24 protein-coding genes are annotated in these 24028 nt (G+C 38.4%); 2 read left to right on the top strand and 22 right to left on the bottom strand.

Going from position 1 to position 24028, the window contains the following annotated elements:
• Positions 1 to 3: 3 nt before the first annotated feature.
• From sdaAA to APS80_RS02470, 4 genes are all read right to left on the bottom strand, one after another.
• Positions 4 to 873 (bottom strand): L-serine ammonia-lyase, iron-sulfur-dependent, subunit alpha, encoded by an 870-nt coding sequence (gene sdaAA, locus APS80_RS02455; protein WP_059106701.1) that lies wholly within the window; start codon positions 871 to 873, stop codon positions 4 to 6.
• A gap of 15 nt (positions 874 to 888) precedes the next feature.
• Positions 889 to 1554, bottom strand: a complete 666-nt coding sequence (sdaAB, locus tag APS80_RS02460; protein WP_059106702.1) for an L-serine ammonia-lyase, iron-sulfur-dependent subunit beta — start codon at positions 1552 to 1554, stop codon at positions 889 to 891.
• 243 nt (positions 1555 to 1797) lie between these two features.
• Entirely contained in the window at positions 1798 to 3450 is a 1653-nt protein-coding gene (gene fakA / locus APS80_RS02465; RefSeq protein WP_059106703.1) for a fatty acid kinase catalytic subunit FakA, read from the bottom strand.
• Positions 3451 to 3463: 13 nt separating this feature from the next.
• The gene (locus APS80_RS02470; protein ID WP_059106704.1) at positions 3464 to 3835 is read right to left on the bottom strand and encodes an Asp23/Gls24 family envelope stress response protein; all 372 of its coding nucleotides are present in this window, start codon (positions 3833 to 3835) and stop codon (positions 3464 to 3466) included.
• Between the two features lie 436 nt (positions 3836 to 4271).
• On the opposite strand from APS80_RS02470, the gene rpmB reads away from it, so the two are divergent.
• Complete coding sequence (rpmB, locus tag APS80_RS02475; protein WP_059106705.1) at positions 4272 to 4460, top strand: 50S ribosomal protein L28; 189 nt, start codon at positions 4272 to 4274, stop codon at positions 4458 to 4460.
• A 62-nt stretch (positions 4461 to 4522) separates the two neighbouring features.
• On the opposite strand, the gene APS80_RS02480 is transcribed toward rpmB, so the two are convergent.
• From APS80_RS02480 to gmk, 13 genes are all read right to left on the bottom strand, one after another.
• Positions 4523 to 5158 (bottom strand): thiamine diphosphokinase, encoded by a 636-nt coding sequence (locus tag APS80_RS02480; RefSeq protein ID WP_059106706.1) that lies wholly within the window; start codon positions 5156 to 5158, stop codon positions 4523 to 4525.
• A gap of 5 nt (positions 5159 to 5163) precedes the next feature.
• Positions 5164 to 5814 (bottom strand): ribulose-phosphate 3-epimerase, encoded by a 651-nt coding sequence (gene rpe / locus APS80_RS02485; RefSeq protein WP_059106707.1) that lies wholly within the window; start codon positions 5812 to 5814, stop codon positions 5164 to 5166.
• On the bottom strand, positions 5814 to 6689 hold the full coding sequence (rsgA, locus tag APS80_RS02490) for a ribosome small subunit-dependent GTPase A (protein WP_059106708.1): 876 nt from the start codon (positions 6687 to 6689) through the stop codon (positions 5814 to 5816). Before rsgA ends, rpe begins: the two co-directional genes overlap by 1 nt.
• Positions 6690 to 6918: 229 nt before the next feature.
• On the bottom strand, positions 6919 to 9033 hold the full coding sequence (gene pknB / locus APS80_RS02495) for a Stk1 family PASTA domain-containing Ser/Thr kinase (RefSeq protein ID WP_059106709.1): 2115 nt from the start codon (positions 9031 to 9033) through the stop codon (positions 6919 to 6921).
• Positions 9030 to 9776, bottom strand: coding sequence for a Stp1/IreP family PP2C-type Ser/Thr phosphatase (locus tag APS80_RS02500; protein ID WP_059106710.1), 747 nt, complete (start codon positions 9774 to 9776; stop codon positions 9030 to 9032). Before APS80_RS02500 ends, pknB begins: the two co-directional genes overlap by 4 nt.
• 6 nt (positions 9777 to 9782) lie before the next feature.
• Positions 9783 to 10877, bottom strand: a complete 1095-nt coding sequence (gene rlmN, locus APS80_RS02505) for a dual-specificity RNA methyltransferase RlmN (RefSeq protein WP_059106711.1) — start codon at positions 10875 to 10877, stop codon at positions 9783 to 9785.
• Positions 10874 to 12190 (bottom strand): 16S rRNA (cytosine(967)-C(5))-methyltransferase RsmB, encoded by a 1317-nt coding sequence (gene rsmB, locus APS80_RS02510; protein ID WP_059106712.1) that lies wholly within the window; start codon positions 12188 to 12190, stop codon positions 10874 to 10876. The genes rlmN and rsmB overlap by 4 nt, the downstream gene beginning before the upstream one ends.
• Positions 12187 to 13119: a methionyl-tRNA formyltransferase gene (fmt, locus tag APS80_RS02515; protein WP_083498149.1), complete on the bottom strand. Its 933-nt coding sequence runs from the start codon at positions 13117 to 13119 to the stop codon at positions 12187 to 12189. Before fmt ends, rsmB begins: the two co-directional genes overlap by 4 nt.
• Positions 13112 to 13600, bottom strand: coding sequence for a peptide deformylase (locus tag APS80_RS02520; protein ID WP_059106714.1), 489 nt, complete (start codon positions 13598 to 13600; stop codon positions 13112 to 13114). The genes fmt and APS80_RS02520 overlap by 8 nt, the downstream gene beginning before the upstream one ends.
• 408 nt (positions 13601 to 14008) lie before the next feature.
• A complete protein-coding gene (gene priA / locus APS80_RS02525; protein WP_059106715.1) occupies positions 14009 to 16417 on the bottom strand; it encodes a primosomal protein N' in 2409 nt (802 codons plus the stop codon).
• Positions 16418 to 17632 (bottom strand): bifunctional phosphopantothenoylcysteine decarboxylase/phosphopantothenate--cysteine ligase CoaBC, encoded by a 1215-nt coding sequence (coaBC, locus tag APS80_RS02530; protein ID WP_059106716.1) that lies wholly within the window; start codon positions 17630 to 17632, stop codon positions 16418 to 16420. It lies immediately after the preceding gene.
• A 330-nt stretch (positions 17633 to 17962) separates the two neighbouring features.
• Entirely contained in the window at positions 17963 to 18169 is a 207-nt protein-coding gene (gene rpoZ, locus APS80_RS02535; protein WP_059106717.1) for a DNA-directed RNA polymerase subunit omega, read from the bottom strand.
• Positions 18169 to 18792, bottom strand: coding sequence for a guanylate kinase (gmk, locus tag APS80_RS02540; protein WP_059106718.1), 624 nt, complete (start codon positions 18790 to 18792; stop codon positions 18169 to 18171). Before gmk ends, rpoZ begins: the two co-directional genes overlap by 1 nt.
• A gap of 159 nt (positions 18793 to 18951) precedes the next feature.
• On the opposite strand from gmk, the gene APS80_RS02545 reads away from it, so the two are divergent.
• Entirely contained in the window at positions 18952 to 20649 is a 1698-nt protein-coding gene (locus tag APS80_RS02545; RefSeq protein WP_059106719.1) for an Rqc2 family fibronectin-binding protein, read from the top strand.
• A gap of 69 nt (positions 20650 to 20718) precedes the next feature.
• Here the strand turns inward: APS80_RS02545 and APS80_RS02550 are convergent, their stop codons facing one another.
• The 5 genes from APS80_RS02550 to APS80_RS02570 form a co-directional block, all read right to left on the bottom strand.
• Positions 20719 to 21126 carry a VOC family protein gene (locus APS80_RS02550; protein WP_059106720.1) on the bottom strand — a complete coding sequence of 136 codons (408 nt, stop codon included), beginning with the start codon at positions 21124 to 21126 and terminating at the stop codon, positions 20719 to 20721.
• Positions 21127 to 21571: 445 nt separating this feature from the next.
• Positions 21572 to 21760 (bottom strand): hypothetical protein, encoded by a 189-nt coding sequence (locus tag APS80_RS02555; protein WP_225309964.1) that lies wholly within the window; start codon positions 21758 to 21760, stop codon positions 21572 to 21574.
• A 22-nt stretch (positions 21761 to 21782) separates the two neighbouring features.
• Positions 21783 to 22394: an orotate phosphoribosyltransferase gene (gene pyrE, locus APS80_RS02560; protein ID WP_059106721.1), complete on the bottom strand. Its 612-nt coding sequence runs from the start codon at positions 22392 to 22394 to the stop codon at positions 21783 to 21785.
• A gap of 1 nt (position 22395) precedes the next feature.
• Positions 22396 to 23088, bottom strand: coding sequence for an orotidine-5'-phosphate decarboxylase (gene pyrF / locus APS80_RS02565; protein WP_059106722.1), 693 nt, complete (start codon positions 23086 to 23088; stop codon positions 22396 to 22398).
• Positions 23089 to 23210: 122 nt separating this feature from the next.
• On the bottom strand, positions 23211 to 24028 hold an 818-nt coding region (locus tag APS80_RS02570), incomplete at its 5' end, for an ATP-binding protein (RefSeq protein WP_211259537.1).

A 24028-nucleotide genomic window follows, 5' to 3' on the forward strand; every position in this document is an offset into this window, starting at 1 on the left:
TTTTTAATCACCAAATATTTGTTGTTTTAAACGCTGACCCGTAGGCGTACCTGCCAAACCACCTCGTCCCGTTTCACGTAAGGCAGAAGGCATCGTTTGTCCGATTTTGTACATAGCCTCAATCACTTCATCCGTTGGTATCCGCGATGTGACACCTGCTAGCGCCATATCAGCGGAAACAATCGCATTAGAAGCTCCAGCTGCATTCCGCTTCACACAAGGCACCTCTACGAGTACAGCGACTGGATCACATACTAAACCTAGCATATTTTTCAAACAAATTGCAAAAGCTTCAGCTGATTGTTGTGGCGTACCACCTGCGAGCTCAACCGTTGCGGCAGCAGCCATCGCAGCTGCAGAACCTACTTCCGCCTGACAACCTCCAGCTGCTCCAGAAATAGAAGCATTGTTCGCTACGACAAAACCAAACGCACCAGCTGTTAACAGAAAGTTCAACATATCTCGTCGCGTTGGATGTAGCCTCGGTTCTAATCCGAAAAGCACACCTGGCACAACACCTGCCGATCCTGCTGTAGGCGTAGCGCAAATTTTACCCATTGCTGCATTGACTTCATTCGTCGCCACTGCTTTACTCACTGCATCTAGTAATGTCACGCCAGATAAAGCTTGTCCTGTGGCTAAATAACGTTTGATAAGGACTGCATCACCACCTGTTAATCCTGTTTTAGAAGAGACCCCGTTTAACCCTTCTTCTAACGCGTGTTCCATGGTTTGTAAGTTCTTATCCATATATGCATAAACTTCGTCACGTGTTAATCCAGACACGGACATTTCTTGTTCTAGCATCACTTCATGAATCGCTTTATGTTCGTTGTCGCATTTCTCGATTAGTTCTTTCACATTCTTAAACATTGTCATCCCCCTTGGTTATGCATCACCCATCATCGTCACTGTAACAACACCTTCTACTTGTCTTATTTTTTCTAAAATCGAAGGATTGATTTTCTCATCCAGTTCACAGGTCATGAGCGCATCGTCACCCTTTTCTTTTCGCGACATCTGCATGCTACCGACATTGATACTCGCTTCTCCTAATATATTCGCGACGCGCCCAATCGTGCCAAATATGTCCTTATGAAATACAAGTAGCGCAGGATAATTGCCACTCACTGCGATTTTAAAGCCATTAATTGCCACAATTTCAATCTTTCCGTCACCGATAGATACACCTTCTACAGATAACGACCGATCACCTTTACGCATGTCTATCATCGCTGTATTTGGATGTGACCGTGTTTCTTGCATTTCGATAAATCTGACTCTCATACCAACCGCTTCTGCAGTCGTCAAACTATTTTGAATTCGATCATCATCTGTATCATAACCTAATAAGCCTCCAACTAATGCCACATCCGTTCCATGTCCTTTATACGTTTCCATAAACGAACCATAGAGATAGATATCAACTTGATCAGGTTGTATTTTAAATAAGTCTCTTGCGACTAGACCAATCCGTACCGCACCTGCAGTGTGAGACGAAGATGGCCCAACCATTGTAGGACCGATAATATCGAATACACTTTTATATTTCATTGTCATTACCCCATTGTTTTATTGTTTGTAAATGCGCTTACATAGTGAATCTCACTCATTATAACAGATTAAAATTTTATTTGAACAATTTTACCCGTAGAACAATTTTTTAAAATTTTGATTGATTTTCCTAAGAATGTAGGTGAGAAAATAAGGCGCTTACACATAAAAAAGAGTCGAGATAATCGCTTGAGGTTATGACACCTCATAGCTGATCTCTCAACTCTTTCACTCAATAACGTTTTATTCCACTGCAAATAAATAATGGTACACCGGTTGTTGACCTTCATGTTGATCGATTTCTACATCTTCGTAGTTTTCTTCTAGCCATTCAACCACAGCATCGGTCACTGAATCGGTAGCATCTTCGCCAGTGATCATTGTGACAATTTCACTATCGTCATCTAACATGTCTGTAAGGAGTGCTTTTATGGTATCTAGTTGTTCTGGATGACTTGCGATAATTTTATCTTCTTTCAGACCCATGAAAGCATCTTTTTTAATTTCAACATCATCTATCGTCGTATCTCTGACCGCATATGTGATAGCTCCAGAAGTCACCATTTCTATCGCTTCAACCATACGAGCTTTATTGTCCGCCAGAGAATCAGAAACATCAAAATTGAATAATGAACTAATCCCTTGTGGAATCGAACGCGTTGGAATGACAACGACTTCTGCATCTACAATTTCAGCAGCTTGTTCACTTGCCATTAAAATATTCTTGTTATTTGGTAAAATAATCGCGCGTTTACATTGTGATTTTTCAATGACATCCACAATATCTTGTGTAGATGGGTTCATCGTTTGACCCCCACTAATCACGTGTGTAGCACCCATTGATTTAAACAATTCTGAAATGCCATCTCCCATTGAAATCGTAACAACGGCAGTTTCAACTGTTTCTGGTGTTTGTTGCATAGATTGTTGCTCTTTACGTACAACTTCTCTGTGTTGTTCACGCATGTTTTCTGATTTCAGTTTAATCAATTCACCGTATTGTTGACCGTAATTGAACACTTCTCCTGGTGTTTCCGTATGCACATGTACTTTGACAACTTCATCATCACTGATGACGAGGAGGGAATCACCGAATGCACTGACATCTTCTCTAAATTGTTGTTCATCAAATGGTTTTTTCTGTTTATCAAAACGAACCATCATTTCAGTACAATAACCATAGATAATATCTTCAGTACTGATTACGCCATGGAAATCATGCTCATCATTCACGAAGTTTTCAGTATCGACTTTACTACTTTCTTTATTATCAGCAATCGTTTCCCCTTTTAACGCAGCTAAAAATCCTTCATAAACGAGAGTCAATCCTTTACCCCCACTGTCTACTACACCGACTTCTTTCAGCACTGGAAGTTGATTCGGTGTATTGTCTAATGATTGTTTTGCAGCTTCGATCGTTTGTGCCATTAATTCGATGCAATCTGTTGTTGATTGAGCGATTTTGACTGCTGCTTTTGCTGCATCTCTCGCAACGGTTAAAATTGTCCCCTCTACTGGTTTCATGATCGCTTTATAAGCCGTCTCCACACCGGCTTCTAAGCCTTTTGCAAATTGCGCTGCATCGATTTCCTCAAATGTTTCTATGTATTTACAAAAACCACGGAATAATTGAGAAAGGATGACCCCTGAATTACCACGTGCTCCCATCAATAACCCTTTTGAAAATGTTTGACCTAAGGCACCGATGGCATGTGACACATTACTTTCAACTGCTTCTCTACCAGAGGTCATCGTAAGATTCATATTTGTCCCTGTATCGCCGTCTGGCACGGGATACACATTGAGAGAATCTACTAATTCTGCATTATTCGATAAATTCTGCGCGCCTTGTATGATCATGTTGGAAAAAATCTGACCATTTATTTTGCTAACCATTCAAGTTGTCCTCCTAGCTTTTGTTGCCGTTATTTACACGTACACCTTGTACAAATATATTTATGGAACTCACCTTAATCTTCAACGTTTGTTCGAGTGTGTATTTCACAGTGGATTGTACATTATTTGCTACTTCAGTAATTTTAGTACCGTAGCTCACGATGATGTACATATCGACATCGATAACACCTTTATCTTCACGTACGATGATTCCTTTGGCAAAATTTTCATGACCTAATATTTCAGCGATGCCGTCACGTACTTGTTGTCTTGAAGCCATGCCAACAATCCCATAACATTCTACTGCTTTACTCCCAACAACAGATGCTATCACATCATTTGAAATATCTATATGACCGTAGTCATTTTTAATTTTTAAAGTCATAGTGTGACCTCCACCTCATCATAAAATTATTATTCTCTTACATTTAGTGCATATCTAATCTATAACTACTTCTACTGAGTTTGGATATGGTTTAGTTTGTTGTGAATTCTAGCTCATTAATTTAAACTGTATGTTATTAATACGATGCAATCGATTTTTCTGATGATACCTAGCTCATTGTAGTTACATTAAAATGAAAGATTCAAAATAATTTTACATAGACGCATATAAAAATTTAGGATCTGATCATTTATTTTACTTGCCATTCAATATAACTACTCGGCTCAAAGCAATATTATAACATAATAATCACATAACTAAAGTATAAACACAAACGAAATAAGAAATATGTATTGCTATGAAGGTACGAATATGGTACATTATTTGAGTATATAGTAGTTAAGTGTATTTATATTTATTAAAGGAGGTACTTTTCATGGGTAAACAATGTTACGTTACAGGACGTAAAGCTTCAACAGGTAACAAACGTTCTCACGCATTAAACTCAACTAAACGTCGTTGGAATGCTAACCTTCATAAAGTTAGAATTCTTGTAGACGGCAAACCTAAAAAAGTTTGGGTTTCAGCTCGTGCTTTAAAATCTGGTAAAGTTACAAGAGTTTAATAAATATAATGCACTAAAGGCTCATCCTTATGTGGAGGAAGAGCCTTTTTTTATGCCTTCTTTTAATCCCTACTGCGGAACATTAACAAATGTCCTTCATTGATAGTCACTTCGCCGTCACGATCTGTCAGTTCATTAGAAATCGTTAACGTCGAACCTAGAGTTAACGTCGTCTGATCCAAATTATATTTAAAGTGTTTAAGCGAGATCGTCGTCGGATATGTCACAGGTACGAATGAGATGTATTGATATGTCTCATCGTTTTCAATGCGATGATGTCCCTTTGTTATTAGCATAATTTGGTTTTGATCATCGAGGATGCGAATCGTTACCCCTTGTTTTGCATATTCTGGTTTTTCTAAAACTTGTAGCGCACCCATAAAATGATCGAGGCGACCCCCAGTAGCACCATAAATATCAATCTCCGTGTAACCTGCTGCTACAGCTTCCTCTACACCTAAGGCGAGATCCGTATCATCTTTCATTGGGTTTAACGGATTAATATCGATATGTTGAGCTAGTTGCTCACGTTCTGAATCGTTAATCGAATCAAAATCACCGACTGCAAACTGTGGAGTCACTCCATGTTGCACGAGAATGAGTGCACCTTTATCGATACCAATCCAATGCGCATCTGTTTGTTGTTCCCACAAACCTATTGGTAGATGTCGATCGCTACATAATAAATTCACTTTCATAAAAATCAACCTTTCAATTGATTGGTTACTGCCACATAATCTGACTGTTGGAAGAAATGAGAACCCACGACCAACATATCTGCACCGTGTTCTTTAACTACAGGTGCTGTTTCATCATTGATTCCCCCATCAACTTCAATACTAAATGAGAGTGATTGTGACGATTTAAGTTCCATAAGTTGGTCGATTTTTTCGATACAGTTCTCGATAAAAGGTTGCCCACCAAAACCAGGATTCACCGTCATCACTAATACGTAGTCCACATCACGTAAAACGGGCACTATCTCTGAAACAGGCGTTCCTGGATTGATGACCACGCCTGCCTTCGCATCATGCTGTTTAATGAGTTGAATTGCGCGATGAATATGCGGTGTTGCTTCAACATGGACGGAAATCAAATCAGCACCGTGTTCTGCAATGGTTGGAATATATTGTTCAGGATGTTCAATCATTAAATGAACATCAATAGGTAATTGTGTCCCTTTACGTACAGCATCGAGAATCGGTACACCAATTGAAATATTGGGTACAAATTGTCCATCCATCATATCAAAATGAACTCCGTCAACCTTCGCATGTTCTAGAGCTTCGAGTTCATCATTCAACGTTAAAAAATCAGCAGATAATAATGAAGGATATACTTTTACTTGAGTCATTAATATTTTTCCTTTCTGTTCGCAAGTTCTTGATAGAGCTGCACATAATCATCATATCTAGATTGTGCGATCTCTTCATTTTCGACTGCAGTTTTCACCCTACATTTAGGTTCATTCATATGATTGCAGTCTCTGAACTTACACTGTTCTCCAAATTCATCTATTTCCAGAAAATAGTGTTTTAACATATCTTTGCTAATATGATCAAAATCTAACGCACTAAAGCCTGGCGTATCAGCGATATAACCTGAATCGCGCTTAAACAATTCCGTATGGCGTGTCGTGTGTCGACCCCGATTTAAAGATTTTGAGATATGTTGAGTTTCTATATCTAGTTCAGGGTATAGATGATTTAAAATCGTTGATTTACCTACACCCGATTGACCACTTAATACCACCAAACCATCCGACCAGTCATCGCACATGGCTTGATAGTCATCATCTTGGCCAATGCTTTGAACGAGATAATCCATTTCACGATAAATGTCTAACTGCGCATCCAATGCTTTCTTTTCTGCATCTGATAATAAATCACATTTCGTTACTAGGATGCTTGGTTGCAACGCATAAGAATGCGCAATGACTAAATAACGATTTAATAATTGAGTTGAAAATTGAGGTTCTACCGCGCTCATCACAATAATGAGTTGATCGATATTACTTACAGGCGGTCGCTTTAATTCATTTTTTCTATCATGGACATGTTGAATATAACCTTCAGAAACATTCTCTACTTCAAAATCTACAACATCTCCAACCAATGGTGAAAACTTTTTCTTTCTAAATAATCCTCGTGGTTTTGTATCATAATAACTTCCCTCAACATCTACTTGATACACGCCACTTAATAGTTTTACAATTCGCCCTGTTTTCAACGTCGCACCTCGCTTTATATACATATACATCTTTATTATATCAAAGCTGACTATGTTTAAATATATTTTTAACTAAAATAATAGTCATTCATTAAGATCAAATACTTCCTGGCATTTAGCGCTATATTCTCACATTTTTAAATCAAATCAAAACGATGGATTTGCTCTTTCAAAATAAAAAGCCAATCACCATCCTCAACGGATAGCAATTGGCATCAAATGTAACTTGTTATTTATCGTAAGGAATATCTTTATCGGCAACAACTTTGCCATCGACACGAACTGTATAGCCAGCTGTCTTATCTTTTTCGATTTCCAGCGGTATTTCTATCGACTTATCGGATTTGATATTGTACGTCTGGCTCGGTTCGTTACCTACTTTGTTTTTATCTCGTACAAACACTTCAACTTCTTGTGATTTATCATTTTTTCCTGAATACGGGACTTCAACCGTTTCTACATAATCTTTTGTAGCAGCTGACTCAGGACCTGATGATTTGTTATCGGAATTATTATCGTTATCTTCATCATTTTGTTTACTGTCATTTTTACTTTCTTTTTTATCATCTTTTTTCTCTTTATCTGAGTCTTTGTCTGATGATTGATCTTTGTCAGAAGCTTTGCCTTCTGAGACTACAAAGTTAATGGTTGAACCTTCATCCACTTCTTTATTTTTAGGTGATTGACTGATGACATCGCCTTTTTTCACAGAATTACTGTTTTCTTTTTCTGTAATATTGACTTTAAATCCTTTATTTTCTAATTCTTGTTTCGCCGTATTATAGGATTTATTGATGTAGTTTCCAACGTATACTTGTTTCACACCTAATGACTCAGTCAAGATGACGTTACCGCCTTGCACCTTAACTTTACTACCCGGGTAAACATTCTGCGATTCTATGAAACCTTTTGAAATACCTTGGGTCGTATAGGCTTTGTTGACTTTCACATCTTTGATGCCAAGTTCTTCTAATCGCGTCACAGCCTCTTCACGTTTCATCCCGCAAAGATTAGGCATCGTCACTTGTTTCACACCTTTAGAAACGACGATGTCTATCGCTGAATCACGTTCGACACGCTCACCACTTTCAGGGTTGGTACGAATGATTTTATCTTTCGCATACTTGTTACTATAATCATGCGATACTTTACCTAATTTAAGTGATTGTTCCTCTAGCGCTTGTTTAGCTTCTTGTTCTGTTTTACCAGATACATCTGGGGTTTCTGCATATTTATGGCCGAACATGCCCCATGCTCCGAAACCAATTAACCCGATGAGAAGAAAAATGAAGATCAATGCGAAAATGATTTTTTTAAATGGTGAGCGTTTCTTTGTCGGTTCAACGTAAAACTGAGATTCGTTACTTTGTAATTTTAACTGATCGACGACTGGAATTTGCATCGTTTGTTTTATATTTTTCGCTTTAGCCTCGTCATCTTTCAATTTAGACTGTAGGGCTTGCTTATCAATGACCATCGTTTGGTTCTGATCTTCATATAAATCCAGTGGCTGTTCGTCTTTACGTGACGGATCTAACGCTGTAGCGAGATCGTCGCTCAGTTCTTTCACACTTTCATAACGTCGATCTCGTTCTTTAGCCGTTGCTTTTAAGATGACATTACTCAATGCTTGTGGAACATCTTCTCGGTAATCTGATACATTAGGCATCGGATCTTGAATGTGTTTGATGGCGATACTAATTGCTGTTTCTCCAGTAAAAGGAGGTTCTCCCATCAACATCTCATAAATGACGACCCCTATAGAATAAATATCTGTTTTATAATCCGTTGACTCGCCACGGGCTTGTTCAGGTGAAAGATATTGTACCGTACCAAGCACATGATTGGTTTTCGTCATCGTTGTTTCACTCAACACTTTAGCTATGCCAAAATCAAGTAACTTCAACTCATGATCATTCGCGAATAAAATATTTTGTGGTTTAATGTCTCGATGCACGATGTGACATTCGTGTGCGTGAGCGATACCATCTATAATTTGATTCGTGAACTCAACCACTGTTTCTACTGGGATGGGATGATTCGATTTAATATATTGGGATAATGTTGGGCCTTCAACATATTCCATAACTAAGAAGAAACATTCGTCGTCTTCTGTGATGTCATATACATCAACAATGTGATCGTGTGCCAATTGTGTTAAATGGTGCACTTCTCGTTCAAAACGTTGAATTGTTTCTTCTTGTTCTCCTGATGGTATAGAGATGGCTTTGATGGCCACTTTACGTTGTAAAATCGTATCCTGAGCTAAGTAAACGGTACTCATGCCTCCGCCGCCTAATTTTTCTAAGACGTGGTACCTTTCGTTAATCATTTTACCTATCATACTTGCTCACCTTCAATCTCAGCTAAGATAATACTGATATTGTCCTTAGATGAAGCTGCTTCTGCATGTTCTAATAATTTTTCACCTTGCGTATGTAGGTCTTCCTTTTCATCGCTAAGTAATTGTTGCAACGTATCATCACGTACGTAATCCGTTAAACCATCAGTGGCAAAAAGTAAGTAATTATATAAGCGTGTTCGTTTTACGAAGATATCCGCTTTCACAAATTTATCTGTGCCCATCACTTTTGTAATGATATTACGCTGAGGATGATTAAATGCCTCTTCTTCAGTGATTTCACCTATCATAAGGAGATAATTAACAAAAGAATGATCGTGGGTAACTTGTTCGATCTTTCTACTATTGATGAGATAAGCACGAGAGTCACCTATATTGGCGATGACAACATGGTGATCATACACTAAAGCACAGACACAAGTCGTTCCCATACCATGATATTCAATTGACTCAACAGATTGTTGGTAGAGTTCACGATTCACTTGTCCAAGTGTCGTTTGGAGCCAGTCCTCAGCTTGAGATTCTTCGATGTAATTTTCCGCTTCAAAACGTGTTTTTATGGCGTCGACGACAAATTGACTTGCGACTTCACCTGCGCGATGTCCACCCATGCCGTCACATATCACTAATAATTGTTGTTGTGTTTGGTTGTAGTAAATCCCGCCTGCATCTTCATTTTTATCACGGAATTGACCTGTGTTCGTAAAGAATTGTGCATTTAGCATTTGTTATTACCTCGTTTCCACTTTGCGTTCCTTTGCTCGTAACTGACCACAAGCTGCGTCGATATCTGCACCTTGTTCACGACGAATCGTTACATTGACACCGAGTCGTTTTAATTCTTTTTCAAATTTGAAAATGTCATCTTTTGGCGTTTTCACATAATTTCGTTCAGGGACATGATTGACCGGAATGAGATTGACATGGCAATTTAAATCTTTGATGAGATGTGCTAAATCTCTAGCGTGTTCAACCTGGTCATTCACACCACCAAATAATCCATATTCAAATGTGACACGACGATTCGTCTGTTGTTGATAATAGTGTATCGCTTCTATTAATTTATCAACATTGTAAGCACGATTGATTGGCATTAAACGAGATCGTATCTCATCTTTAGCAGCATGTAAACTCACCGCAAAATTAATTTGAATATCTTCTTCAGCGAAGTCATAAATGCGCGGAATGATACCAGACGTTGATACAGTAATATGTCTTGCACCAATGTTCAATCCATGATCGTGATTCACGATGTATAAGAAATCCATCATCTCGTCATAGTTTTCAAACGGTTCGCCAATGCCCATGATCACGATTTGAGAGACACGTTCATCCGTTTTATCCAATGCTTTTTGCACTGTGAGCACTTGTGCAACGATTTCTCCAGCCTCTAGGTTTCTCTTTAATCCACCAATTGAAGAGGCACAGAATGTACAGCCAATACGACAGCCGACTTGAGTCGTTACACATACTGAGTTGCCGTATTCATGACGCATCAATACCGTTTCTATCGTATAACCATCTTGAAGTTCAAATAAAAACTTAATAGTTCCATCTTTACTTTCCTGTTTAACGACCACGGATAACGTCGTAATCGCAAAATTTTCTTTTAATAACGCACGTAGGTCTTTCGATAGATTGGTCATTTCATCAAAATGATCGACACGTTTGTCATACAACCATTCAAAGATTTGTTTCGCTCTGAATTTAGGTTGGCCTTGTTCGATTAACCAGGACTGTAATTCTTCAAATTTCAGTGAATAAATAGACTGTTTGTCGAAGTCTGGTAAAAATTTATTCTTTTTCTTCTTTTCCGCAGTGATCATTCCACACTTTCCTTTCTTTTTATTCGGGTGATAAAGAATCCATCTGAATTAACGTCTTGAGGTAACAGTTGCATCGTCTTAACCATTTCACCTGTCACCGGATGTTTAAACGGTTCAAATTCAAATGCGTCGTTTTGTTTTAAAAATGTATATATCACATTTTCATTCTCCATTTGTTCAATCGTACAAGTGGAGTATACAAGGGTTCCACCGGGTTTCACATTTTCTTTTACATTCTCTAAAATCTCTAATTGTAAATCAACTAATCCTTCAATCGATTGTTGGGTTTGCGTATATTTGATTTCCGGTTTATGTCTTAACACGCCTAAACCACTGCATGGTGCATCTACTAAAATTTTATCATAGATTGCTTGATATTGCTGTGTCGCATCGTGTTGATATGCATGAACATTATTAAGCTGTAGTTTATGCTTATTGTCGTTGATTAAGTTAATTTTATGGTCATGAATATCTGTTGCATCGACTTTACCCGTGCCATCTAACCGTTCAGCTATGTGGCATGCTTTACCTCCAGGTGCACTACATGCATCTAAGATGGTTTCATCTGTTTTAGGCTCTAAAATGTGTGCAACAAACATAGAGCTTAAATCTTGAATCGATATAAAACCTTCTTTAAATGCTTGCGACTCAACAACAGGATGACCTGATACATGTAAACATTCAGCTAAGTATGGATCTTGTTCCACACGATACCCTTCGTTCGCTAGTGCTTCTTTCATATCAGCTGGCGTGACGCGTGTCGTATTTACACGAACAGTCTGAGCCACAGGATGCATCAAATTATCAGCAATAACTTCTGTTTTTTCTATACCATAATGGGTCATCCAGTGTTCTACAATCCACATCGGTAAACTGTAAGCCGTAGCAATTCTCTGTTTGTCATTTTGTATTGCGTTTACATCTGGTAATTCTGAGCGCATCATTGTACGTAATATCCCATTAATGACGTTACCGTTATGGGGACCACCCTTAACTTTAGCAATCGTCACCTCTTCATTAATAATGGCATGTTCAGGTACCTTATCTAAGTAGACGTATTGATAAATACTCATCCATAACAACGACCGCATCCAACCTTTAAGCTTCGTTTTCACAAATGGTTTTAAGTAAAAGTCTAGCGTATATTGGCGTTTTAATGTACCGTACACAAGTTCTGTTAAGAGACCTTTGTCTGCGTTACTTAAGGCGTGTTCAGATAATGTCTGATTAATAGCGATATTGCTATAGGCGTTTTCCTTTCTAACGCGCTGTATCGTTTCAAAAGCAAGCTGACGCACACTAGGAGATGTCATACGAGCACCTTACCTACGAGTGACGTTTGAACCCCACTTAAATAATTTGCAACTTGCATGCGTTTTTTTCCTGCTAATTGGATTTCAGTTAAGGCAATGGCATCTTCAGACCCTGTACCGACGATGATCGCTTTTTTCGTCGTTTCAATAATTTCTCCAGGGTTGCCTTGCTTACCTTTTTCTACACGCGCTGCAAACACTTTGAGGTTTGTGTCATCCATGGTCGTATATGCGACAGGCCATGGTGAAAGTCCTCTAATATGGTTGTGAATCGCTTCAGCTGGACGCGACCAATCTAAGCGTTCATCTTCCCTTGAAATATTAGATGCAAATGTAGCCTCACTTTCATCTTGCGGTGTTGCATCTTGGGTACCATTGATAATATCCGGAAGGGTTTGTTGTAATAAATTAGCACCTAAAAAGCTCAATTTATCATGCATGCTACCTACATCATCTTTGGATTCTATCGCAATGGCTTGTTGCGCAATGATATCGCCAGCGTCTAATTTTTCAGCCATATACATGATCGTCACACCCGTTTCTTTTTGTCCATCTATAATCGCTTGATGGATAGGCGCACCGCCACGATATTTCGGTAATAGTGAGGCATGTACATTGATAGCGCCATATTGAGGTGCATCGAGTAATGCTTTAGGTAACAATTGTCCAAATGCAGCAGTCACAATCAAATCTGCATCCATGTCAATCAGTGTTTGTAAATCGTCTGATTGCGCTAGTTTTTCAGGCTGATAAACCGGTAAACCATGTTCTTCAGCAAGTTGTTTTACTGGGGGTGGTGTGAGTTTACGTTTTCTACCCACAGGGCGATCGGGTTGAGTCACAACTGCGATCACGTCATGTTCAGCGATCAACATTTCTAATATTTTAGTAGAGAAATCTGGTGTTCCCATAAAAATGATTTTAGCCATGGTTAAAGTATTCCTCCATTTCTTCATCTGTTAAGATTCGTTCTGCACGTTCAGTAAATAACACGCCATCAAAGTGATCCATCATATGTAAAATCATACGTGCAACATCATCATAGGCAGTGAGCTCGACTTCGTTTCCCTTTTTGTCGTTGCTTTTAACGACAATCATTTGGTTTCTCGTAACCTCACCATACACTTCTGGTAAACTAACGGAACCTTCCAAATCTGTCACCGTTTCGTCAGATTGGCTAACAATCTCAGGATTGATCAATTGAAGTAGCCCATCTAATTCCATGTCGATGATAGCGACTTGTTGATTTTCACCAATTTGAGGGGCCGCAACAGCTGCAGCTTCTTCGTGATACATCGTATCTTCTAAATCAAGTAATAATTGTTTTAACTGATCATCAAATTGTGTCACAGGCTTTATTTTTTGATGCAAAATCGGTGATGTTTCAGAGATAAGTGATTTCACTGTCATATTTATCGGCTCCTAATAAAAATTCATCATATTATTATAACTTAAATAGCGTAAAAATGCGACACGTCATAGACATTGGTTCGTGCAAATCCACTTGTAATTCAACCTGTGACCGACACCGCATGATATTTGATACGTTTCTATCATATAAAATACACATCTTTATCGCAAAGATTAGTCGAACGTCACATATTTCCCACATAATCTTTTTCCTACGTAAATCGTCTGTGAGAATGACAATTTATTTACGAAAGACACAGCACTCAACCAGGGACTTTAAGTTGGAGAATGATAAAAAAATGCCGGAACGCAAGGTTGCGCCCCAGCCCATAAAGTGTGTTTAAATCATATTTTATCTATAAATGTACGGTTTCCCTTACTCATACCATATTGTAAACAGTCCCAACATTACATCATAATTTGTGGGCCAATATCGATTTTTAACGACAGCTTGTCTTTCACATATTGATCATGATAATACTCATCTAAATAAGTTAACGCCTCATGAAGCGCAGGCTCCCGTTTATATTTGATGAGTATCTGGAAGCGATATTCGTTATTAATTCTCGATAGTGCTGCGGGTGAAGGCCCGAGTACGAGTGCCTGTTCAGATAAGTGTTGTAAGAGCACTTGATGAATGTTTTTCGATGCTTCCATCACTTTTTTCATTTCTTTATGTGAAATAGTGAAATTAATTAAATAAAAATAAGGCGGATATTTGCCCATTTGGCGATATTGCATTTCTTTACGATAAAACGCCACATAGTCGTTTTCTTTGACATCTTGAACGGCATAATGTTCTGGGTTATAGGTTTGTATAATAACCTGCCCTTCTTTTTCATGACGACCTGCACGACCAGACACTTGAGTAAGTAATTGATATGTGCGTTCACTCGCACGAAAATCAGGTAAGTTAAGCATCGTATCTGCATTGAGCACGCCGACAAGGGTAATATTTGGAAAATCAAGCCCCTTCGCAATCATTTGGGTACCGAGAAGAATATCTCCTTTACCTTCTCCAAAGTCATTGAGTAGTTTCTCATGGGCCCCTTTTCGTGAAGTCGTATCGACATCCATACGAATGATATTCGCTTCAGGGAACTGATGTTGTAGTAATTCTTCGACACGTTGTGTGCCTGTACCCACTTGGCGGATATGTTCACTTTCGCAGTTTGGACATTGGTTCGGTGGCGTTGTTTCGTAGCCACAATAGTGACATTTCAGTTTATCGGAAGACTTGTGATAAGTTAACGAAATATCGCAATTGGGACATTGCGGTACATGGCCACAATCCCGGCATAACATAAATGTTGCATAGCCACGTCGATTTAAAAACAATACGATTTGTTCTTTTTTATCTAACCGATCCTGAATGGCATCATACAAGTCATTAGAAAACATAGAGCGATTTCCATTCGCAAGTTCTTCTCTCATATCGATAATATTGATACTTGGCATCGCTTGTTGATTGACACGATGAGGTAACGAAAGCAGTTGATACACCCCTTTATCTGCACGTGCATAAGATTCTAGACTCGGTGTCGCACTGCCTAATACGAGTGGGCATTGGTGGTATTCGCTACGCCATTGTGCAATATCTCTTGCGTGATAACGCGGTGTATCCTCTTGTTTATATGAAGCTTCATGTTCCTCATCTATAATGATCATCCCGAGATCTTTAAAGGGGGCAAAGACACTAGAACGTGCACCGACACTTACACGGGCACGGCCATCCCGTATCTTCTGCCATTCATCATAACGTTCGCCCCGTGATAATCCAGAATGAAGCACAGCGACATCGTCACCGAAGCGCTGTTTAAATCGGAGTACCATTTGTGGCGTGAGTGCGATTTCTGGCACGAGCATCATCGCTTGTCGATCATAAGATAACGCAACCTCTATCGTTTGTAGATAGACTTCTGTTTTACCGGAGCCCGTTACACCATGAAGTAAAAATGTTTGTTGTTCGTGCTGATTGATTGATGTTGTTATCGCGTCATAAGCTTGTTGTTGTTCATCAGTCAGCGTCTGTTTTTCTTCCTGTTCAAATACGCGTTCCGCAAAAGGATCCCGTTCTACGACTGCATCATATTTTTCTAGATAACCTTTTTTAACAAGCGTATCAATACTACCTTTAGAAAAGTCCATTTGTTCTAATTCTTTGATAAAAACATCGCGATGTTGCTCATCAGCGAGAAAGGCATAAACATCATATTGTTTCGGTTTCTTTTCTAAACTACCGAGCACTTCATCGATATCCAATGCATCGACCACACGGACAGCACGTTGTTTTTTCTTTTTGATATTTTGAGAAAGTAAGGTGACTTCTTTAATACTACCGTCATTAAGTAACGGTAAGAGTTCATCTAATTCATCATTTTGTTGCGCCATTTTATATGGATAATGGCCTTCGCTATCAAATCTTTTTAATATATCTGCTGATATTTGACTGTCGTCTACAATTTCGAATACTTTTTGGTACTTCGCTTTTAAAGCACTTGGCAACATTACCTCTAAGATAGAAATCCGTTTCGTCACAAAATAACGGCTATACCACTCACTTAACTTGATAAGCTCAGGAGTCAATTCTGGTTTAATATCTTGTATCTCTTGAATTTCTTTGAGCTTAGAGATATCCATTTGTGCTTCAGCATCATCTTCGATAGACATGACATACCCTTGAATCGTGCGTGACCCAAACGGTACCACGACACGCATCCCTACTTTTAACATCGTTTGTAATCGCGAAGGGATGATATAGTCAAACGTGAAATCCACGTTTTTAGAAGGAATGTCTACGATTACTTTTGCTATCATTTATTGCCACCTAGTTTCCAATTCATCTAATATTAAATGTGCGAGTTTTGCTTTAGAATGTTTGCCTAAAGCAGCTGTAGATTGATCTTTAAAATGCATCGTATAGTCATTATCATCTGAACTAAAGCCGATTGTACGGTCACCTACGTTGTTCGCTATGATGACATCTGCATTTTTCCGTTGCAATTTGGCTTTGGCATAGTTATCAATATTTTGCGTTTCAGCTGCAAAGCCAACGAGATATTGATGTGTTTTATGCTCGCCGAGATACTTTAAAATATCAGGGGTACGTGTAAATGTGACTTGTAAGTCTCCATCTTGTTTTTTTAATTTATGTGTTAATGGCGTTGCAGGCGCGTAATCAGAGACTGCAGCCGCTTTAAATACGATGTCTTGGTCATCATAACGCTCGGTTACCGCTTCAAACATCTCTTGAGCACTTTGAATGTTCACGATATCTACACCTTCGGGTACAGCTAAATGTGTAGGTCCTGAAACTAACGTGACTTGAGCGCCTCTTTCAACTAACGCTTCTGCAATTAAATACCCCATCTTACCTGATGAACGATTGGATAAATATCTCACTGGGTCTAGCTCTTCAACGGTCGGACCTGCTGTGACAAGCGCACGTTTTCCAGCAAATGTACTCTCAACATGTTGTTTGGGTTCTTCCGCTGTACTATCTGTCGCAAAGCGATCGATAGTAGAAACAATATCTAACGGTTCAGCCATACGTCCTTTTGCGACGTAACCACACGCTAAAAAGCCTTCTCCTGGCTCAATAAAGTGATAGCCATCACCTTTTAATACCTCAATATTATGTTGGGTTCTTCGATTTTCATACATGTGCACGTTCATAGCTGGGACTATAAATTTCGGCGTCTCTGTCGCGAGTAACGTCGTAGTGACAATGTCATCAGCAATGCCTGTACTTAATTTGGCAATCGTATTCGCTGTCGCAGGCGCTACGATGATGGCATCTGCCCAGTCTCCTAATGCGACATGTTGAATTTCTTGTGGATTTTCTTCAATGAATGTATCTGTGTAAACAGGATTTCTGCCTATCGCCTGGAATGATAAAGCAGTGACGAACTTCTGGGCATGTGATGTTAACATGACGCGCACATCATACCCCGCTTGGGTTAATTTACTCGTTAAATCTATCGCTTTATACGCTGCGATCCCGCCTGTAACAGCTAGCAAAATATTCTTCATCTATATTGCTCCTTCGACTTCATATCTCTTATTATGACAACGTGATCAACTTCACTGTTCTGCCTCATGTGTTTGACATTTACTCGGGCATTTACAAAATTGAGTTTACTCATTGTGTATCTTTTTTTATGGATTACATCTTTTATAGTATCATCATCGGCGTCTTTTTTCTGTTCATATACTTAAAATGATAACCGTAAAATTAACGATAGTCTTTAAAACGTGTAGATTACACTTAGGAAGTTGACGTATGTGAAGAGGCTGGAACCCTCTACGATTCCAGCCTCTTATGATAGAAAATTCATATATAAATGTCACTTTACTTACGCTTTATTGAAATGAGCTGTCATTTGGATGTAATTTACCTGCAGCAATTTCTTCTAACGCTTTACCTACTGATTTATGAGAATCATAACGTTCTAATAGTTGTGATTCAGGTTCACCTTCAATTTCTCTCGCACGTTTAGCTGCTGTAGTTGCGATTAAATAAGTTGATCTAATTTGTGAATTGAGTTGATTTAATGGTGGATTTAACATTATTTTTTGGCCTCCAATATCATTTTTCTATACTTAGCTTCGATGCGTTCGCGTTTCAAATGTTCCGCTTCTACGATGGATTGAATGCGATTCTTAGCGAGTTCCACTTCATCGTTAACAACAACATAATCATATAAGTTCATCATTTCAACTTCTTTGCGTGCTTCACTCACTCGACTTTGTATTTTATCATCTGATTCCGTACCTCGGCCAACCAAACGTTCACGCAAATGATCTAAACTAGGTGGAGCTAAAAAGATAAATAACGCGTCGGGGAATTTTTTGCGTACTTGTTTTGCACCTTCGACTTCAATTTCTAAAAATACATCATAACCTTCATCCATTGTATCTTTAACATATTGAACCGGTGTCCCATAATAATTACCCACATATTCAGCATATTCAATAAACTGATCTTGTTTAATTAGCTCTTCAAATTCCTTTTTCGTTTTGAAGAAATAATCTACGCCATCCACTTCTCCTTCGCGCATTGCACGTGTAGTCATTGAAATTGAATATTTATATGATGTGGCTGGATCATCAAATATTTGTTTTCTAACGGTGCCCTTCCCAACTCCTGAAGGTCCAGATAGAACAATCAGCAAACCTTTCTCATTCTCCATGACTTACGACCTCTCTATGCTATTCTTCTAATATTTATATATGATACCATAGTTTTCATTTAATTGTATAGGATAACCCTACAGAAACTTTGTTTATGACTAGATTCGGTGTGCATGTTACAATATATTGAATGAAATGATTTAAGGGGGCTGTTACACATGGCATACGATGGCTTATTTACACGTAAAATGGTTGAGTCCCTCCAATTTTTAGAAAACGGCAGAATTCATAAAATTAATCAACCAGAAAATGATACATTAATCATCGTTATTAGACAAAATCGTAAAAATCATAAATTATTACTCTCTATACACCCAAGCTTTTCAAGAATGCATCTCACAGCGAAAAAATATGATAACCCGTTTAACCCACCTATGTTTGCGCGCGTCTTTCGTAAACATTTAGAAGGTGGCATCGTCAAAGCGATAAGACAAATCGGCAATGATCGACGGGTCGAAATCGATGTGCAAAGTAAGGATGAAATTGGCGATACGATTTATCGTACAATCATCCTAGAAATTATGGGTAAACACAGTAATTTAATTCTCGTCGATGATACGCGAAAAATTCTCGAAGGCTTTAAACATTTAACACCTAACACGAATCAATATCGTACGGTTATGCCTGGATTCCAATATGAAGCGCCACCTGCTCAAAATAAAGTGAATCCATATGAAGTGCAGGGTGAAGATGTTAACCGTTACATTGATTTCAACAGTGGTAAACTTGAGCGTCAATTACTGAATAACTTTGAAGGCTTTAGTCCTTTAATCGCAAATGAAATCGTTCACCGTAGACCCTTTATGACGACGGAGACTTTACCAGAGGCTTTTGAAGAAGTATTAGCGGAAACGGAAGGCCCAACTGTACCTATTTTCCATAAAAACAATGAGACAGGTAAAGAAGATTACTATTTTATGAAATTACAACAGTTTGATGATGAAACTGTGATTTATGATTCCTTGCATGATTTACTTGATCGTTATTATGACGCACGTGGTGAACGTGAACGAGTGAAACAGCGTGCCAATGACCTCGTTAAGTTCGTACAACAACAGTTACAAAAAGATCGTTCTAAATTGACAAAATTGTACGATGAACTTGAAGGAACGAAAAACAAAGATGATCAACAACTTTACGGTGAGCTGATCACAGCGAATATTTATCGCATTAAACAAGGTGATGAATCCGTTACCGCTTTAAATTATTATACGGGGGAAGATGTCACAATTCCGCTAGATACGACGAAATCTCCTTCAGTGAATGCGCAGTATTACTATAAACAATACAACCGCTTAAAACGTAGAGAACATGAGTTAACCCATCAAATTGAATTAACTAAAGAAAACATCAGCTATTTTGAAAATATTGAACAACAATTGACGCACATCACAGTAGACGAAATAGATGATATCCGTGATGAATTAGCTGAACAAGGTTTCTTAAAACAACGAAAACATACGAAGAAAAAACAACAAGCTAAAATTCAATTACAAACGTATCAATCTACGGATGGTGATACGATTCTCGTCGGTAAAAATAATAAACAAAATGACTATCTCACCAATAAAAAAGCTGGCAAACAGCACATCTGGTTCCATACGAAAGACATCCCTGGTTCACACGTGGTGATCCTCAATGAAGCACCATCTGACACCACTATAAAAGAAGCTGCCATGTTAGCAGGCTATTTTTCAAAAGCAGGTAATTCTGGACAAATACCGGTTGATTATACACGAATTAAACACGTGCATAAACCAAGTGGTGCTAAGCCTGGTTTTGTCACATATGATAATCAGAAAACACTGTATGCAACGCCAGATTATGATCATATTCAACAAATGAAACAATCTTAAACCATCACATATCAAAAAGCCGATTGAATGTCACTTTTTCAATCGGCTTTTTAATATGTTTTTCAATTTTTATTCCTCTAAGAATGCAAGTTGGAAATTGACTCCGTATTTATCCTGTATCCACGCGAACGCTTTAAATGGTGGCATTTCCGTCACCGGCATGAGAATAGCCCCTTCTTTTTTCAAGTGATTAAATAATCGCTCCATCTCTTCTGAACTATCCACATTCACATAGAGTGACATCGCTGGATTCATTTCGACGGGCACGCCACCGTTTACATTATCAATCGCCATGAAAAACTGATCTTTGAGTCTAAAAATGGAATGCTGAACATATCCTGCAGGTGCTTCATCTGCCTCTGTATATTTTTCTAAAGTGAGAATTTCAGCATCTTCGAATGCATCTATATACGTATGAATTGCTTCTTCTGCTTGACCATTAAACATTAAAAAGGTCGTGATTTTGGGTAATGCCATAAGTTGACCTCCAGTTATGTAAGAAATTAAAGTTTGCTTATATTGTCGCATATGAAGTAGCATCACGTCTTGAAAAACGCATTGTCTAACCCCTTGATTAAATCTATTCAGACATAGTGATAACACTTGATTAACTAATTATATAAACCTGTTGATTTGCGTTATCATATGACTGTCGGTAAAATAAAACTAAAACATTGAGGAGGTCTCATACAGCTATGGCTTTAGCAAGTTTCTTCTTGATTCCGGTTCTCGTGCTTGTGATCGTCTTCTTAATCGGTTGGTTACTTATTAAATTATTTATTCGCTAATTGAATATTCACATTATGATGAAACTGTATCTTCGGAGGATATCGTTTTATTTCTTCTTTCGAAGACATATAAATAATGAGTCATCTGTTGTAGTCTTTTACCGCAACAGATGGCTCATACTTATATAAAGAGACTATTGAATATAGCCCTTATTTTTAATTGTCGATTTTGCTTTTTTATAAATATTTTGTTCTGCTGCATTAGATGTAGCGTCATCCATTACAGCGTTGTCATTTTTATGTCTGTAGTCAGCGTTTTGTTTTAAAAATTGATTGACGTGCGCAAATTTACGATAATTTGCGTCATGTCTCATTTCGTTCATGAAATCCCCTCCAACTTAGATTTTATGCTAGGTTGTTTTTCCATTCAACCAAAGTACTTATATCTTTTTCATCAATGTCTCCATTTTTACGGGCTACTTCGATAAGTTCATCGTAATTACTTAATGTGTAGAATGGCACGCCTGCTTGTTCAAATGTTTCGTTCGCTTTATTTAAACCATAAGTAAAGATAGCAACCACACCAAGGACCTCAGCACCACTTTCTTTTAACGCGTCAACTGCATTGATAGATGAACCCCCTGTAGAAATGAGGTCTTCCACTACGACGACTTTCTTACCTTCGCTATTCGCACCTTCGATTTGGTTTTGTTTACCATGGCTTTTACTTTTAGAGCGCACATAGTTCATCGGTATATCTAATTGTTCAGCGACGAATGCAGCATGGGGGATACCTGCTGTAGCTGTCCCTGATACGATGTCTACTTCGTTAAAATGATTTTGAATTAATTCAGTTAACCCATCACGAATTTGACGACGAATTTCAGGATAACCTAACGTCACGCGATTATCACAATAGATTGGAGATTTAATACCTGAACTCCATGTGTATAAATCGTTTGGAGAAAGGGTTACTGCTTCGATATCTAATAATGCTTGTGCAATTGATTTTGCCATATTATCCTAACCAACTTTCTTTAATTTTTTGATAGCTTGCGACTGGATCATCACTTTGCGTAATCGGACGGCCCACAACGATATGTGTAGAGCCCAATTGTTTAGCCTCTTCCGGCGTTGTAATACGTTTTTGATCATTTTGTGCTGCGTCTTTAGGTCGAATACCTGGAGTGACTTTTAAAAATGATTCACCGAGTGCTTCGGTTAAAATGTTTGTTTCTAATGGCGAGCACACGACACCATCTAAGTTTGCTTGTTGTGCTAACTTCGCGTAATGAAGTACTGCTTCTTCGATGGTCGATTGTATGTTTTGTTCGTTGTGCAACATCTCTTCTGTTGTAGAAGTGAGTTGCGTAACTGCGATAATTTTCGTTTCAGGATTGTATTTTCTAATACCGGCAAGTGCTTGTTCCATCATTTTCACACCACCAGCAGCGTGAACGTTCACCATGTCCACATTCAATTTCGCTAATCCTTCCATCGCTTTATTTACCGTATTCGGAATGTCATGTAATTTTAAGTCTAAGAAAATTTGATGTCCTCGTTGTTGAATTTTTTTAATGAGTTCTGGACCCGTTTGATAAAACAGTTCCATCCCTACTTTCACGAATAACGGTTCATCAAATTGATCTAAAAATGATTCTACCTTTTCAGTTGAATCAAAGTCTAAAGCTATGATGGGTAATGTATCCATCGAATCACCTCGTTCATATGTTTAACGCCCATTTGAGACAGCTATGTAACAGCATCCAATCAACTTGTGATAACAGGATGAGGTGAATGAATACCCCATCCTATTACAAGTTGTGGTGTTAATTACATCGTATGCATTGAAAATGTCATGCTTTCAATCACTGTTGTTAACGCATCAGCGGTATCGAGTGAAGTGAGACATGGCACTCCATTTTCAACTGTAGTACGACGGATTTGGAAACCATCGCGTTCGACTTCTTTACCTTTTGTCATCGTATTCACAACGATTTGTACATCACCATTTTGGATGCGTGATAATAAATCATCTTCGCGACCGATTTTACCTACTACTTCTGAAGGGATTTGATGATGAGCTAATTGACGTGCTGTTCCCTCAGTGGCTAAGATTTTATAGCCAACTTCATTTAAGCGTTGAGCGATATCTACAATTTCTTCTTTATCTTTATCACTAACTGTAATGAGCACTGTACCGTGGTCTTTCACTTCCATACCACTTGCAGTTAATCCTTTGTAAAGTGCTTTTTCCATTGTGAGATCTTTACCCATGACCTCACCCGTAGATTTCATTTCAGGTCCAAGGGTAATGTCGACATTTTTAAGTTTATTGAAACTGAAGACTGGTGCTTTAACGAACACACCTTCTGAATAAGGTTGAATGCCTGGTTGATAACCTAAATCGCTGAGTTTTTCACCGATAATGGCACGCATTGCTAATTGCGCCATTTGAATGCCAGTAATTTTACTCAAGAATGGTACTGTACGGCTTGAACGTGGGTTCACTTCTAGGACGTAAACCCCATCATTGGCAATAACGAATTGGATGTTAATGAGTCCGACGATATTTAAGCCTTTTGCTAAGCGAATGGTGAAATCTTCTAACGTATCGATATCTTCTTGAGACAATGTTTGTGGCGGATAAA

It is taken from the genome of Staphylococcus auricularis, from assembly GCF_001500315.1.
GTDB classification, from domain to species: Bacteria; Bacillota; Bacilli; order Staphylococcales; family Staphylococcaceae; genus Staphylococcus; species Staphylococcus auricularis.